This is a genomic window from Caenispirillum salinarum AK4, from assembly GCF_000315795.1.
Classification (GTDB): Bacteria; Pseudomonadota; Alphaproteobacteria; order Rhodospirillales; family Rhodospirillaceae; genus Caenispirillum; species Caenispirillum salinarum.
The window spans coordinates 39,334-53,348 of record NZ_ANHY01000020.1; the positions used below are offsets into that span (position 1 = coordinate 39,334).

13 protein-coding genes and 1 tRNA gene are annotated in these 14,015 nt (G+C 67.7%); 6 read left to right on the forward strand and 8 right to left on the reverse strand.

All coding sequences use genetic code 11. The features are described 5' to 3' along the window. The first annotated feature begins 4 nt into the window (after positions 1–4). The gene (locus C882_RS25105; RefSeq protein ID WP_009542192.1) at positions 5–541 is read left to right on the forward strand and encodes a DUF2141 domain-containing protein; all 537 of its coding nucleotides are present in this window, start codon (positions 5–7) and stop codon (positions 539–541) included. Positions 542–720: 179 nt separating this feature from the next. Next, positions 721–2,832, forward strand: a complete 2,112-nt coding sequence (gene uvrB, locus C882_RS18505; RefSeq protein WP_009542193.1) for an excinuclease ABC subunit UvrB — start codon at positions 721–723, stop codon at positions 2,830–2,832. A 123-nt stretch (positions 2,833–2,955) separates the two neighbouring features. Here uvrB and C882_RS18510 read toward each other — a convergent pair whose 3' ends face one another. The 4 genes from C882_RS18510 to C882_RS18525 form a co-directional block, all read right to left on the reverse strand. Beyond that, positions 2,956–3,147, reverse strand: a complete 192-nt coding sequence (locus C882_RS18510) for a hypothetical protein (protein WP_009542194.1) — start codon at positions 3,145–3,147, stop codon at positions 2,956–2,958. Between the two features lie 254 nt (positions 3,148–3,401). Then, complete coding sequence (locus tag C882_RS18515) at positions 3,402–3,908, reverse strand: PIN domain-containing protein (RefSeq protein WP_009542195.1); 507 nt, start codon at positions 3,906–3,908, stop codon at positions 3,402–3,404. Beyond that, on the reverse strand, positions 3,905–4,630 hold the full coding sequence (locus C882_RS18520) for a gamma-glutamyl-gamma-aminobutyrate hydrolase family protein (protein ID WP_201448398.1): 726 nt from the start codon (positions 4,628–4,630) through the stop codon (positions 3,905–3,907). Before C882_RS18520 ends, C882_RS18515 begins: the two co-directional genes overlap by 4 nt. Beyond that, on the reverse strand, positions 4,627–5,613 hold the full coding sequence (locus C882_RS18525) for an amidoligase family protein (RefSeq protein WP_009542197.1): 987 nt from the start codon (positions 5,611–5,613) through the stop codon (positions 4,627–4,629). The genes C882_RS18520 and C882_RS18525 overlap by 4 nt, the downstream gene beginning before the upstream one ends. Positions 5,614–5,815: 202 nt before the next feature. On the opposite strand from C882_RS18525, the gene C882_RS18530 reads away from it, so the two are divergent. Next, the gene (locus C882_RS18530; protein ID WP_009542198.1) at positions 5,816–6,151 is read left to right on the forward strand and encodes an antibiotic biosynthesis monooxygenase family protein; all 336 of its coding nucleotides are present in this window, start codon (positions 5,816–5,818) and stop codon (positions 6,149–6,151) included. Here the strand turns inward: C882_RS18530 and C882_RS18535 are convergent. Continuing rightward, positions 6,148–6,855 (reverse strand): RluA family pseudouridine synthase, encoded by a 708-nt coding sequence (locus C882_RS18535; RefSeq protein ID WP_009542199.1) that lies wholly within the window; start codon positions 6,853–6,855, stop codon positions 6,148–6,150. The two genes, C882_RS18530 and C882_RS18535, sit on opposite strands and share 4 nt — an antisense overlap. 184 nt (positions 6,856–7,039) lie before the next feature. On the opposite strand from C882_RS18535, the gene ectA reads away from it, so the two are divergent. Further along, positions 7,040–7,732, forward strand: coding sequence for a diaminobutyrate acetyltransferase (ectA, locus tag C882_RS18540; RefSeq protein WP_009542200.1), 693 nt, complete (start codon positions 7,040–7,042; stop codon positions 7,730–7,732). A 228-nt stretch (positions 7,733–7,960) separates the two neighbouring features. Next, the gene (locus C882_RS18545) at positions 7,961–9,178 is read left to right on the forward strand and encodes a ferritin family protein (RefSeq protein WP_043646439.1); all 1,218 of its coding nucleotides are present in this window, start codon (positions 7,961–7,963) and stop codon (positions 9,176–9,178) included. 192 nt (positions 9,179–9,370) lie between these two features. Here C882_RS18545 and C882_RS18550 read toward each other — a convergent pair. Continuing rightward, positions 9,371–9,445: transfer RNA gene (locus C882_RS18550), tRNA-Glu, on the reverse strand. 181 nt (positions 9,446–9,626) lie between these two features. Here C882_RS18550 and C882_RS18555 point away from each other — a divergent pair. After that, complete coding sequence (locus C882_RS18555; RefSeq protein ID WP_009542202.1) at positions 9,627–10,181, forward strand: GNAT family N-acetyltransferase; 555 nt, start codon at positions 9,627–9,629, stop codon at positions 10,179–10,181. A 386-nt stretch (positions 10,182–10,567) separates the two neighbouring features. Here the strand turns inward: C882_RS18555 and recJ are convergent, their stop codons facing one another. Together recJ and glpX are read right to left on the reverse strand one after the other, a co-directional pair. Beyond that, positions 10,568–12,343 (reverse strand): single-stranded-DNA-specific exonuclease RecJ, encoded by a 1,776-nt coding sequence (recJ, locus tag C882_RS18560; protein WP_009542203.1) that lies wholly within the window; start codon positions 12,341–12,343, stop codon positions 10,568–10,570. Between the two features lie 593 nt (positions 12,344–12,936). Then, positions 12,937–13,944 (reverse strand): class II fructose-bisphosphatase, encoded by a 1,008-nt coding sequence (gene glpX, locus C882_RS18565; protein WP_009542204.1) that lies wholly within the window; start codon positions 13,942–13,944, stop codon positions 12,937–12,939. Positions 13,945–14,015: the final 71 nt, after the last annotated feature.

Here is a 14,015-nt window from a genome sequence, read left to right on the forward strand (position 1 = left end):
CGCCATGCGCCTCATTCGGACCGTCGCCGTCCTGTCCCTGACCGCCGTTGCCGGTGGGCTCGCGCTCGCCGCCGCCGACGCGCCCGCCACCGATGCGGCCTATGCCGCCGGGGCCTTGCATGCGTCCCTGGCGCGGCCCGGCTCCGCCATCGCCATCGAGGCCGAGACGGGAACACGCCTGCGCGTGCGCGCCGAGGCGGTGGAGAGCGACCAGGGCATGATCCGGGTCGCCCTGTTCGCCGACGCCGACGCCTTCGACGGCAGCGCCGACGACGCCCGGCCGTTGGAGGTCCAGGCCGTGCCCGCTGCGCCGGGCCGCGTTACCGCCGTGTTCGACGGCCTGTCGCCCGGCCGCTATGCCGTGCGCGTGCTGCACGACGAGAACGACAACGGCATCCTCGACCGCGTTTTCGGCCTGTTCACGCTGGAAGGCGAAGGGGTCAGCAACGACGCCGACCCAGAGCGTGCCCGCTTCGACCAGGCCGCCTTCGAGGTCCCGAAGACAGGCTCCGTGACGGTGGACGTCGACCTGCAGTATTGATGAAACTGTACGTCCTGCCGCTTCGCGTCAGGACTGCGTTCAGTCGGCACGCAGCCTCACGCGCCTGACCGGTGCGGGGTCGCAGTTGCGACCCTATGCGGGAAACCTTGATCCCGGCGCGCCGCTGTCCCACCTTCATGCGGACCTGACTCCCGCCGCATGAGACCAAGACAAAGCCCATGAGCGTCGTCCTTCCCATGTACGAGCGTCCGGCCGCCGGCCCGGCCGCCGACTTCAAGCTCGCGTCCGACTACACGCCCGCCGGCGATCAGCCGCAGGCCATTGCCGAACTGAGCGAAGGCCTGGAGGCCAAGGAGAAGGACCAGGTGCTGCTGGGCGTCACGGGCTCGGGCAAGACCTTCACCATGGCCTCGCTCATCGCCAACTCGGGCCGCCCGGCGCTGGTGCTGGCGCCCAACAAGACGCTGGCGGCGCAGTTGTACGGCGAGATGAAGGCGTTCTTTCCCGACAACGCGGTGGAATACTTCGTCTCCTACTACGACTACTACCAGCCGGAAGCCTACGTCCCGCGCACCGATACCTACATCGAGAAAGACGCCAGCATCAACGAGCAGATCGACCGCATGCGCCATTCCGCCACCCGCGCGGTGCTGGAGCGGCGCGACGTGATCCTGGTGGCGTCGGTCTCGTGCATCTATGGCCTGGGGTCGGTCGAGAGCTATTCGCGGATGACGATCCCCGTGCACGTCGACGACACCATCGACCGCAAGGATCTGATCAAGCAGCTGGTGGAGCTTCAGTACAAGCGCAACGACGCCGGCTTCTCGCGCGGCTGCTTCCGGGTGCGCGGCGACACCGTGGAAATCTTCCCCGCCCACTACGAGGACCGCGCCTGGCGAATCTCCCTGTTCGGCGACGAGGTTGAGGCGATTTCGGAATTCGACCCGCTGACCGGCGAGAAGACCGGCGGCATGGACCGCGTGACCATCTACCCCAACAGCCACCACGTGACCCCGCGCCCTGCCCTGTCGCAGGCCATCAAGGGCATCAAGGCGGAGTTGACCAAGCGGCTGGAGGAACTGACCGAGGCCGGCAAGCTGCTGGAGGCCCAGCGGCTGGAGCAGCGCACGCGCTTCGACCTGGAAATGATGGAAAGTACCGGGCACTGCAAGGGCATCGAGAACTACAGCCGCTACCTCACCGGCCGCAGCCCCGGCGAGCCGCCGCCGACCCTGTTCGAGTACCTGCCCGAGGACGCCATCTGCTTCGTCGACGAAAGCCACGTCACGGTGCCGCAGATCGGCGGCATGTTCCGGGGCGACTACGCGCGCAAGCACACGCTGTCCGAATTCGGCTTCCGCCTGCCGTCGTGCAAGGACAACCGGCCGCTGAAGTTCGAGGAATGGGACGCCATGCGCCCCCAGACCGTCTTCGTCTCCGCCACCCCCGGCCCGTGGGAGATGGAACGCACCGGCGGCGTCTTCACAGAACAGGTCATCCGCCCGACGGGCCTCATCGACCCCGTCTGCACCATCCGCCCGGTGGAGAAGCAGGTGGACGACCTGCTCTACGAGACCCGCGAGTGCGCCGCCAAGGGCCTGCGCGTGCTGGTCACGACGCTCACCAAGCGCATGGCCGAGGACCTGACGGAATACTTAAGCGAACAGGGCGTGCGGGTGCGCTACATGCACTCCGACATCGACACGTTGGAGCGCATCGAGATCATCCGCGACCTGCGGCTGGGCGCCTTCGATGTGCTGGTGGGCATCAACCTGCTGCGCGAGGGCCTGGACATTCCCGAATGCGGGCTTGTGGCGATCCTGGACGCCGACAAGGAAGGCTTCCTGCGCTCCAAGACCTCGCTCATCCAGACCATCGGCCGCGCGGCGCGCAACGTGGACGGCCGGGTTCTCCTGTATGCCGACAAGATGACGGAGAGCCTGGACTACGCCATCAACGAAACCAATCGCCGCCGCGAGAAACAGCAGGCCTATAACGCCGAGCATGGCATTACGCCGGAAACCGTGCGCTCGCGCATCTCCGACGTGCTGTCCGACGTGGCGGAGCATGATTACGTCACGGTCTCCACCGGCGACCCGGACGCGCCCCACATGGTCGGCCACAATCTGCGGGCCACCATCGACGACATGCGCAAGCGCATGGTCGCCGCCGCCGCCGACCTGGAATTCGAGGAAGCCGCCCGCCTGCGCGACGAGATCAAGCGCCTGGAAGCAAGCGAACTGGAACTGCCCACCGCGCCCAACCCCCACGCACCCAAGCGGGGGATGCCGCAGAAGATGCAGAAGGCGCCGAAGAAGCGCCGGAAGTAAGCGCTGCGCAGCGGCGAAAAGACATGCACAAGGGTGCCGCTTTTGCACGCCGACAACAGGAAAAGGGCCGCCCCTCGGGACGGCCCTTTCGCGTGACGATCGCCCGGCGCGAAGGCGCGGGTCTCAGCTCCGGCCGGTGGGGCCGCCGAAGGGGCCGGGCGCGCTCATCATGTGGCGCAGCACCGAGAAGCCCTGCAGGGGCGACCCCGAATGGCGGCGACCGGCGCTGGTGCCTTCAACGCCCACACCCTGGCGGGTGTCGCGCTCACGGTCGACGGTGGTGTAGAAATCTTCGAGATCAGCCGGGCCAAGCATTTCACATCCCTCTTGTTGTCGTCACTCACTCTCCGATGCCGGCCCGTTTGATACCTTGCCGTAGGGGCACGCCGGGCCTGTGGTTGAGCCCTTTACACCCCAACGCAATAAATTTGTCAAATGACAATCACCCTGCGCAATTTCATGTCCCACAGCTAATCAGTTGGTCTTAGGCGCTTCGCCCTAGGGATACCGCGCCTTCCACCTTTGGCCGGAAGCTCGGGTACCTTTCGCGGCGCCTTTTTGTCACACTTTCAGGTCCGCAGCTTCCAGCGGCGCGCGAAGGCAGGCGGCGAGCTGATTCGCAGGCGTCCGGGCCAGCATTTGGCGACGGACAGCAAGTGGTCGTCCTGGCTGACCAGTTCAACATCCGCCGCCGCCGCCAGCGCGGCAAACTTGCGGTCGTCGGGATCGGTGATGGCGTTGAACGCCTCGGGCTCCACCGCGCCCGTGTATTCGTAGCCGCCCTCGAACAGGTCGGCCACCGGCTTGCGCGACAGCGGCGGGATCTTGCGCACGATCCGCTCCGTCTCGCGCCGGGTGGCGGCATTCCACACCAGTGTCAAAGTGCCGCGCCGCACGGCGTCGATGATTCGGCCCGACGCGCTGCCGGGCGAGAAACCGGCGGCGACGAAGACGTTGGTGTCCAGCACCACGCCCACGGGCTCGGCGCCGCCTGGTCCTTCGCCCTCGGCGCCGAAGGGGCTGTCGGCCCGGCCCTCGGCGTGGCTGCCGTTGTCGGTCTCGGTGTCGGTGGTCATGCGGCGCACTCCCCTCCGCGGTTTTCCATGCACCGGCGCGCTTGCGCCACCAGCGCCTTCAGGAGTTCCGACTGGCTCTGTGCATAGAACAGGAACTCCGGATGCCACTGCACCCCGACCAGCAACGGATCGGCGGCGCGCTCGATTCCCTGTACGATACCATGTTCGTCGCGCGCGACGATGCGCAGGTCGGTTCCAGGGCGGTCGATGGCCTGGTGATGCAGGCTGTTGACCTTGATCCGCTTGCGCCCGAGCAGGCTGAGCAGACGCGAATCGTCCTCCACCTCCACCCACTTCTTCGGCAGGATGGTCCGCATGTAGGGTGCCTGGGCGTAGACCTCGCGGATTTCCTGATGCAGCGTGCCGCCGCAGTGGATGTTGATCATCTGAGCCCCGCGGCAGACGCCCAGCACCGGCAGCCGGCGCTCGAACGCCACGTCCAGCGCCCGGCGCTCCAGTTCGTCGCGTTCCGGATCAAGCCGCACGTCCAGCGTCAGTTCGCCGCCGTAGAGTTCAGCGCCGATGTCATCGCCGCCGCCCAGCAGCAGGCCGTCCACCTCGTCCAGCACGCGCTCGTCGTCGGTCGCCGTGATGCGCTGCGCCCGGGCCCCGGCAATGCGCAGGGCCAGGCGATTGAACGCCCACATCCAGCGACCGCCGCGCCGGCTGGCGGTGACGCCGATGACCGGTCGTCCTGACGCGCCGTGAAAGCTCGCCATCATGCCTCCTCGAGTCGTGTGCAGACGGTGCGTGCCCAGTCCGTCCCCGAGCCGCCGGCCGCAGCGTGCCGCCGCCATTCGTCGGCCAGTGCCTCCAGCCGGGCGGTGTCGGCGGCCAGGCGCTCGACCCGGACCCAGTCGTTCCATTCGGTGATCACCGACCAGCCGGGGTCCGACAGGCGGGCGTCGGGCAGGCGGTAGTGGAAGGTCGGGCGCGGCTTGATGAGCGGATCGTCGATGCGCGCCGCCACCCGTCCCGGATCCAGGTGCGCGAACAGCGGCCACAGGTCCAGGCCCCGGTTTCGCGTCTCGTTGAACCGCGCGTAGTCGTCGATCAGCGTCGCCAGATCGGGCGCATAGTCCGGCGCCAGCACCAGCGACTTGTATTCCAGCGGCCAGGGTGCTGCGAAGCGCAGGACGCGGCGCAGCGGGTCGGGATGGATGCGCAGCTTCAACCAGTCCTCAAGCAGCGCATAGGCCCGCACGACGCCGGTGATCCACGCCACGTCCGCGCGCGCCACCTCGGGGTTCAGTTGCAGGGCGAAGGCGTAGACGACGCTGTCGCGCGTTCCTTCGGCCCCGCGCTCCCGCAGGGACCGCAGAATGCCGTCGAAGCGCGGGATGTCGGATAACGGCATGGGTGGGCTGACCACCTCCACCGGCAGCCAGTGCCGTGCGGCATCGGCCATGACGTCGGCGGCGCGCTCCCACACTGCCTGGGCGAGCTGGGCGGCCTTGGAGTCGGTGATGCCGGGCACCGTCTTGTCCTCGGGGTGGACGTACTGGCTGTCCAACTCCGTCTCGAAGCTGCCGAGTGCAGTGTCCCTGACGACGAAACGGTGCGGGTCGCACTCCTCCACCCGGCCGCCGAACAGCTCGGCCACGAGGTCGGCAGCATCGCGGGCGGTGACGCCGGCGAACTCCAGTTCGATGCCGACACGCCGCTCCCGTCCGTCCGGAACGGTGCGCTCCGGCGGCCATTGCATGTCTGGGGCTTGACCGGGCGGCCCCGCCTTTTGTCGCGGCTCCCGGGGATCGGCAGGCATGGACACCTCGTATGGGTTCCTGATGCCCTACCTACGCGTGGAAGGGGCTTTCGGGTGCGTCGCGGGGGTGGACGCCATCGCCGCGAGCCGGCACCCTGATGCTCCCGCCGCGCCCACGCCGTCCAGGAACGAAGGAGCCGCCATGTACATCGCCATGAACCGCTTCCGCATCAAGCCGGGCTCGGAGGAGGCCTTCGAGACCATCTGGCGCGAGCGCGAAACACACCTGCACGAGGTGCCCGGCTTCGTGGAATTCGCCCTGCTCAAGGGCCCGGCGCACGACGACCACACCCTGTACGCTTCGCACACCGTGTGGCAGAGCGAGCAGCACTTCCGCGACTGGACCAATTCCGAGGCCTTCCGCAAGGCCCACGCCGGGGCCGGCGGGTCGAAGGACGTCTACCTGGGCCCGCCCCAGTTCGAGGGCTTCGAGGCCGTGCAGATCATCGACAAATACGGCAATGCCGGCGGCGCCTAAGGGGCCGCCGCAACGTCGGCCGCCTCGCTGAACCCGCACGCCTTCAGCAGTGCCCGCATGTGCTCGGGCACCGGCGCTTCCACCGCGATGGGCTCGTCGCGCGAGGGATACAGCGGCACCGCCACCCCGCGCGCGTGCAGGTGCAGCGGCGCCACGCCCGGCGTGCCGTAGACCGCATCGCCGACGATGGGACAGCCCAGGTGCGCGCAGTGGACGCGGATCTGGTGGGTGCGGCCCGTCTTGGGCTTGCACTCCAGCCAGGTCCGGCGCCCGTCGTCCGACCGGCCGAGCACGCGGTATTCGGTGACGGCCGGCTGACCCTCGGCCTCGTCGACGACCATCTTCCAGCCGCTCTTGGGGGTCAGCTTGCGCAGTTTCGCATGCAGCACGCCTTGCTCCTTGGGCGGCGCCCCGTCGACCACCGCCCAATAGGTCTTCTCCACCCTGCCCTGCTGGAACAGCTTGCCCAGCTTGCGCAGGGCCTTGGAGTGGCGGCCCAGGATCAGGCAGCCCGAGGTGTCGCGGTCCAGCCGGTGCGCCAGCGACGGCAGGCGCGGCAAACCGAAGCGCAGGGGGTCCAGGAACATTTCCAGGTTGTCGCCCCCCTTGGGCCCGGCGTGCACGGGCAGGCCGGCGGGCTTGTTGAGGACCAGCATCAGGCTGTCCTTGTACAGCAGGCAGTTCAGGATCGCGTCGGGGGTCATGGGCGTTCATCTACCGGAAGAGCGGCGCAGGGCCGCCATATAGCGCGATTTCGACGGCACGTCAGCCCCATGCCGGGGCCGGCGGGCCGTGCGCGTCGGGATAAACCCTGGACCCAAGCGGCCGGGTTCCGCACACTGGCGCACGATCGCCCGACGCGACAACAAGAACGGAGGACCCATCCCCGTGTCCCAAGACGACGTGACCTACCGCACCCCGTCCCTGGAAGACGGCGCCGAGATCTGGAAGATGGTCGACGAGGCCGCCGCGCTCGACGACAACTCCTCCTACGCCTACTTCATGGCGTGCCGCAACTTCGCAGCGACCAGCGTGGTGGCGGAGGTGGACGGCGAGATCGCCGGCATGGTCACCGCCTATCCGCTGCCCGAGGACCCGACGCAGCTGTTCGTCTGGCAGGTCGGCGTGCGCGACAAGTTCCAGGGCAAGGGCATCGCCCGCGGCATGCTGGAGCACATTCTCAACAGCGAGCAGTGCGCGTCGGTGCGCTGGATCGAAACCACCATCGCGCCCGACAATGCCGCCTCGGAAGCCCTGTTCTCGCGCATTGCCGAGCACTTCAACACCGAGATCAAGGAAACCGAAGTCTACGCGGACGAGATGTGGCCCGAAGGCGAGCACAAGGTGGAGCGCCTGTTCGTCATCGGCCCCATCAATCGCCTGAACAACGAGATCCACATCCTGCGCGAGGATGACGGCTATCGCATCTGCGCCCGCCTCGACGGCGTGGAGCAGCCGGCCTTCCAGCCCGAGAACCCGCTGTTCTCCACCCTGGACGACGCCCTGCGCGCCGCCGACTTGGTCCGCGAGAGCCACAATGCCCGCGAGGTCATCATCGTGGAGAACAAGGACCACGTCTGAGCGGCCCGCACGGCCGGTTGACGGAAGGCCCGGTGCCGTTCTGGCGCCGGGCCTTTTTCAGTGCCGGATGGCGGTGCGCTGCGCCCTTTGACGACAGCGTTCGGTGGCGGCTTTCGGAGACTCCGCCCGTTGAAATGGAAAAAGCTGCGCCTCGCAGGTTTCGCGGAAACGGGGGGACGCGGCATGACGTTTGGGCGGCATCCCGACACCGCACCGGAGGCTCCGTCCATGACCTTCAACCCGCTTGCCGAAACCGGCATTCCGCTCGACCAGCAGCTGCGCACCTGGAGCGAGCTGAACGTCGAGCCCTACGACACCCGCTCCGTCGACCCCTACACCCGCTGCCGGATCATCGTGATGAACGGCGCGGAGATGGAATCCCAGTGGTTCAGCCACCAGTTCGCCCGCCACTGCCCCGACCTCGACATCAAGCGCAAGCTTGCCGAAGGACGGCGCATCGAGCAGCAGCAGCAAAAGGTCTGCAACTGGCTGATCCCGGCCACCGAGGACGTGCTGGAGGTCACCATCGGCTACGAACAGGTGGCGGTCGACCTGACCGCCTGGATCGCCCGGCAGGAGCCCGACCCCTACGCCCGCCAGGCCTATGAATTCGGCCTGCTGGAAGACTTCGACCACCTCTACCGCTATGCCAACCTGCTGGACCTGAAGAACCCGCGCAAGGCCGCCGAACTGGTGGGCGAGCTGACCGAGATCATGCCCGGCCGCCCCACCATTGACGAGCACCGCCACCCGCACGACGATATCCGCAAGCCGCTGTCCAAGGACGGTGACCCGCGTTCGGTGATGCACGCCATGACGATCACGGCGGCCGAGCAGCAGACCATGAACTTCTACAACAACGTGGGCAACCGGCCGGAAGACCCGCTGGCCCGGGCGCTGTACCTGGAGATCGCCCAGATCGAGGAGCAGCACGTCACCCACTACGAAAGCCTGCTGCCGCCCGACACCACCTGGGCAGAGCGCCTGGTCATGCACGAGTACAACGAGTGCTGGCTGTACTGGTCCTTCGCCCAGACAGAGACCGACCCGCGCATCAAGCAGGTGTGGGAGACGCACCTGGCCATGGAGATCGAGCAACTGAAGGCCGCCGTGGAGTTGGCCAAGAAGATGGACGGCAAGGACCCGACGGCCATGCTGCCCGACACGCTGCCCGAGGCCATGACCTTCGAGACCAACAAGGACTTCGTGCGCAAGGTGCTGCACGAGCAGGTGAACCTGACGGGCAACCTGACGGAGTTCGTGCCGGTTTCCGAACTGCCGGCGGAGAACCGCTACGCCTGGTACCGCGAGCAGGTCAACGGCACCGGTCCCGTTCCGTCGGAAGAGATCATCGACCGCCACCGCCAGGAAACGGGCGACGAATACCGCCTGGAAACCGAAGGCCCCCACCCGGTGGAAGCCCTGCGGAACAAGGCCGCCGAGTAGATACTTCTTACGCGCCGATGATGAGATCATCGACGCTGCGTTCAAGCGGCACGCAGCCTCACGCGCCGTACGGCGCGGCGGCCCGTCGGCCTTGCCGGACGACAAGTGCACGTTTTCAAGCATCGTCCGGTGTCAGTAAGCCTTCAGGCAAAGGAAAAGCCGCCTTCCCTGCGGAAGGCGGCTTTTCAATTCTGGCGACCCCTACGGGACTCGAACCCGTGTCTCCACTGTGAAAGAGTGGTGTCCTAACCACTAGACGAAGGGGTCTTCGCCGTCCGAGGCAGCGGCTTCAGTGAGTGGCTGCGTCCTCGTGAGGGCGCCCTTGTATCCAATCCCGAGGGGGTGCGCAAGACGTTTTTTGCAAAAATCTCCAATGCGTTTTGGCGCTTGCACGGAAACGCTTCCGCCGCCACCGTCTCCGCCCTCCTCTTCCCGCCAGGACACCACCATGACCGACCACCCCTCCCCCTCCCACGCCTTCACCGTCCGCGATGCCACCGATGCGGACATGGACGCCGTGACCGCCGTCTACGCCCACCACGTCCGCCACGGCACCGGTTCCTACGAATACGATCCGCCGCCGGTGGAGGAAATGCTGCGCCGACGCGATGCGGTGCTGGAACAGGGGCTGCCCTGGCTCGTCGCCGCCACCTCCGACGGCGACATCCTGGGCTACGCCTACGCCGCCCTCTTCCACGGCCGCATCGGCTGGCGCTTCACGGTGGAGGACAGCGTCTACATCGCCCCCGGCGCACAGGGGCAAGGGGTCGGCACCGCGCTCCTCAACGCCCTCATCGACCGCTGCACGGCCGCCGGCAAGCGCCAGATGATGGGCGTGGTGGGGGATGCCGAAAACACCGGCTCCATCGCCCTGCACCGCGCCTGCGGCTTTGAGCAGGTCGGCGTGATCAAGGCCGGCGGGCGGAAATTCGGCCGCTGGATCGACACGATCTACATGCAGCGCGCGCTCGGCGCGGGGGCGACGACGGGGGTGGAGGAGTAATATCAGTCGCTGGCATGGTGCGACGAGGCCACCAAGGCACGAAGAACACCAAGCCGGCGTGCTGACTGGGGGCTGCGGCTTCAGCGGTTGGTGGTGATGTTGAACCACCAAGACACCAAGGCTTTCCGGCTTCGCCGGAATAGGATGCGAGGGAGCCGCGGGCTCCCTCGCGCTCCCTCGACACCTTATTCATCATCCAATCCGGCAGACCAGGCAACAGCGACCAGCAGAAGGAGGGAGGCGCGCCTTCGCGCGCTGTCTTGGTGTCTTGGTGTCTTGGTGTTTAACAACAACGACGCCGGCCCCTGAAGCTGGAGCGCCACCCATCAACATACCCGCTTCGTGTTCTTCGTGTCTTGGTGACCTCGCTGCACCCCGCCCGCCGCCTACGCGACACTCGCGTCGTCCACCACCAGCTGCGCTTCCGTCCGGCCCTGCCACGTGTCGGCGCGCAAGGTGCCGGCAATGTGGAAGACCCGGCCGGACCCGTTCAGCAGCGTCTGGCCCAACTCGCCGTCGACGCAGCGGAAGGCGATGGCCTTCAGGCGCCCCATGCCGTTGGACGACGACAGGAACATGCGGACGTGGCCCGAGCCCACTACGTCGGCCTTGGCGATGCGGCAGTGGGAGATGACGAAGCGCGGTTCCTCGTTCCCCGCGCCGTAGGGGCCGCACCGCGCCAGCATCTCCACCAGGTCGCTGGAGGCGCCGGAAACATCAAGGGCACCGTCAAGTTCCAGAGTGGGGGTAATGCCGCCGGAGTCCATCTGGGCGCGCAGGCGCTCGGCGACGAAATCGCGGAACCCGGGCAGCTTCTCTTCCGCCACCGTGAATCCCGCCGCCATGGCGTGGCCGCCGCCGGCCATGAGGATGCCGGCCTCGCGCGCGGCGATGACCACGCGCCCCAGGTCCAGCCCCGGCACGGAGCGGCCGGAGCCCTTGGCGACGCCGCCCTCCACGCCCAGCACGCAGGCCGGCATGGCGTAGCGTTCCTTCAGGCGGCTGGCGACGATGCCGACCACCCCCGGATGCCACCCCTGCCCATGGGCGAAGACCATGGGCGCATCGGTGGGCGTAGTCTCCACCTGCTCGATGGCCTCGGCCAGCACCGCCGCCTCGATCTCCTGGCGCAGGCCGTTGTGTTCGTGCAGCCGCATGGCGAGCGCGGTCGCCTCGTCTGCGCTGTCGGTGGTCAGGAGCCGCGTCCCCAGGTCGCTCTCGCCCACGCGGCCGCCGGCGTTGACGCGGGGGCCCAGGATGAAGCCCAGATGATACGCATCAATACGATCCTTCACGCCGGCCACCTGGGCCAGGGCGGCGATGCCGGGGTTGCGGCGCTGGGCACAGACCTTCAGGCCCTGCGTCACCAGCGCGCGGTTGAGCCCCGTCAGCGGCACCACGTCGCAGACCGTGCCCAGCGCGACGATGTCCAACCACTGGCGCAGGTCGGGCTCGCGCCGGTCGCCGGCCAGGAAGAACCCGCCGTCGCGCAAGGCCCGATTGGTGGCGACGCACAGCATGAAAGCCACACCCACCGCCGCCAAGTGCCCCTGCCCCGACTCGCAGTCCAGGCGCTTGGGGTTGACCACGGCGACGGCCGCCGGCAGGCGCGGTTCCGCCTGGTGATGGTCGACGACGATCACGTCCAGCCCCGCCGCCTCGGCCTGTTCCAGCGGCTCGAAGGCGGTGATGCCGCAGTCCACGGTGACGGCCAGCGATACGCCATCCTGCTGGAGCTTCAGCAGAGCCTGCGCATTGGGGCCGTACCCCTCCTTCATGCGATCGGGAATATAGAACCGCACGTCGGCGCCCAGGCTGCGCAGGTAGCGCACCAGCAGCGACGACGAGGTCGCGCCGTCCACGTCATAGTCGCCGAAAATGGCGATGCGCTCGCCGCCCTCGATGGCGACGGCCAGGCGCTCGGCGGCGTCGTCCATGCCGGCAAAAACCGACGGGTTGGGGATCAGGTCGCGCAGGGTGGGGTTCAGGAACCCCTGAGCCGCCTCAAGGTCGACGCCCCGCGCCGCAAGCACGCGGCCCACGACCTCAGGCAGTTCAAGCCGCTGGCTGATGGCGAGCGCCGCCCGCTCGTCCCCCGGCCGCAGCATCCAGCGCCGGCCGTTGAGCGAAGTCTCGACGCCGAGGAACGGACTGGCCGTCATTCCCCCTCACACTCTCTGTCGTTGGGAAAGATGCCGTTTTAGGCAGGCCCTACAATAGGGCGGAGGGAGGATGACGTAAAGGAGCGCCTGACGGCGCCTGGGCTGCCGGCCAAACCCGCTCAAGAGCGGAAGCTCCCGAACCCTCACTTCTTCTGTTGGCTGAGGAATGACGGGGAACACCGCGCCGCGGCCCACTTTGCGGGAGCGCGAGGGCGCGTTCGCCCTCTCGCATCACCTTACCGCGCCAACGGCGCGGAGCCGGGCTCCAGTAAAAAAAGCGCCTGACGGCGCTTATGAGGATGTACGGAGATCGGTGGATGTTCACCTGAGGGAGCGCGGCAAGATGGCAGGCGGCGCATGTAGATTCATGCTTTCGCAGGAATGACGGAAATTTATTGTTTAATGACAACGGCTTGAAAAAGCCGTCGCCCCGGCGGAAGCAGGGGTCCACGCGCCCCTTCAGCCGCCCCTGTAACGCCCATGGTGGCAAACAGCCGATTTCCTGACACTCTCCAACGCCGCGCCGCAGCCCCCTAAACGGGAGCGCGAGGGGCCGTCGCCCCTCGCATCACCTTACCGGGCGCCAGCCCGGATTACTCGTCGACGGCGGAGAAGCCCGTCTTGCGGTCGAAGTTGTGGTGGGCTTCGACGTAGCGCACGGTGCCGGACTTGGACCGCATGACCAGCGAGTGCGTGATGGCGCCCTTGTGCCAGCGCCGCACGCCGCGCAGCAGCGAGCCGTCGGTGACGCCGGTGGCGGCGAACATGACGTTGCCCGAGGCCAAGTCCATCAGATTGTACTTGCGGTTCAGGTCGTCGATGCCCCAGCGCTTGGCGCGGCCCTTCTCGTCGTCGTTGCGGAACAGCAGGCGGCCCTGCATCTGGCCGCCGACGCAGCGCAGCGCCGCCGCCGCCAGCACGCCTTCGGGCGCGCCGCCGGAGCCCATGTAGATGTCCACGCCCGAGGCCGGCTCGGTGGTCGCGATGACGCCGGAGACGTCGCCGTCGCCGATCAGCATGATGCGCGCGCCGGTCTCGCGCACCCTGGCGATCAGGTCCTCGTGCCGCGGACGGTCGAGGATGCAGACCAGCAGGTCCTCGATGTCCGCGTTCTTGGCGTCGGCCATGTTCTTGAGGTTCTGCTCGGGCGTGTTGTCCAGGTCGACGACACTGTCAGGCAGGCCGGGGCCGACGGCGATCTTGTCCATGTAGACGTCCGGGGCGTTGAGGAAGCCGCCGTCCTCGGCCATGGCGATCACGGCCAGGGCGTTGGGGCCGCCCTTGGCGGTGATGGTGGTGCCCTCCAGCGGGTCCAGCGCGATGTCCACCTTGGGCCCCTGGCCGGAGCCCACCTGCTCGCCGATGTAGAGCATGGGCGCCTCGTCGCGCTCGCCCTCGCCGATGACGACCCGGCCCTCGATAGCCAGGCTGTTCAGGGCCTTGCGCATGGCGTCGACGGCGGCCTGGTCGGCGGCCTTCTCGTCGCCCCGGCCCATCAGGCGGGACGCCGACAGGGCGGCGGCCTCGGTCACGCGCACGACCTCGAGGGCCAGGTTACGCTCCAGCACGTTGGCGGCGACGGTGGACTCGTTTTCCGACATGGATTCCTCGTAAATGGGCTGAACCAATCGCGGGATGAAAGCTTGTAGCCGATTAAAACGCCGAGATGCAG

Excerpts from the sequence above, each read along its gene's own strand:
- C882_RS25105 (WP_009542192.1), top strand. The coding sequence starts at position 5 with ATGCGCCTCATTCGGACCGTCGCCGTCCTGTCCCTGACCGCCGTTGCC.
- uvrB (WP_009542193.1), top strand. The coding sequence starts at position 721 with ATGAGCGTCGTCCTTCCCATGTACGAGCGTCCGGCCGCCGGCCCGGCC.
- C882_RS18510 (WP_009542194.1), bottom strand. The coding sequence starts at position 3,147 with ATGCTTGGCCCGGCTGATCTCGAAGATTTCTACACCACCGTCGACCGT.
- C882_RS18515 (WP_009542195.1), bottom strand. The coding sequence starts at position 3,908 with ATGACCACCGACACCGAGACCGACAACGGCAGCCACGCCGAGGGCCGG.
- C882_RS18520 (WP_201448398.1), bottom strand. The coding sequence starts at position 4,630 with ATGATGGCGAGCTTTCACGGCGCGTCAGGACGACCGGTCATCGGCGTC.
- C882_RS18525 (WP_009542197.1), bottom strand. The coding sequence starts at position 5,613 with ATGCAATGGCCGCCGGAGCGCACCGTTCCGGACGGACGGGAGCGGCGT.
- C882_RS18530 (WP_009542198.1), top strand. The coding sequence starts at position 5,816 with ATGTACATCGCCATGAACCGCTTCCGCATCAAGCCGGGCTCGGAGGAG.
- C882_RS18535 (WP_009542199.1), bottom strand. The coding sequence starts at position 6,855 with ATGACCCCCGACGCGATCCTGAACTGCCTGCTGTACAAGGACAGCCTG.
- C882_RS18545 (WP_043646439.1), top strand. The coding sequence starts at position 7,961 with ATGACCTTCAACCCGCTTGCCGAAACCGGCATTCCGCTCGACCAGCAG.
- C882_RS18555 (WP_009542202.1), top strand. The coding sequence starts at position 9,627 with ATGACCGACCACCCCTCCCCCTCCCACGCCTTCACCGTCCGCGATGCC.
- recJ (WP_009542203.1), bottom strand. The coding sequence starts at position 12,343 with ATGACGGCCAGTCCGTTCCTCGGCGTCGAGACTTCGCTCAACGGCCGG.
- glpX (WP_009542204.1), bottom strand. The coding sequence starts at position 13,944 with ATGTCGGAAAACGAGTCCACCGTCGCCGCCAACGTGCTGGAGCGTAAC.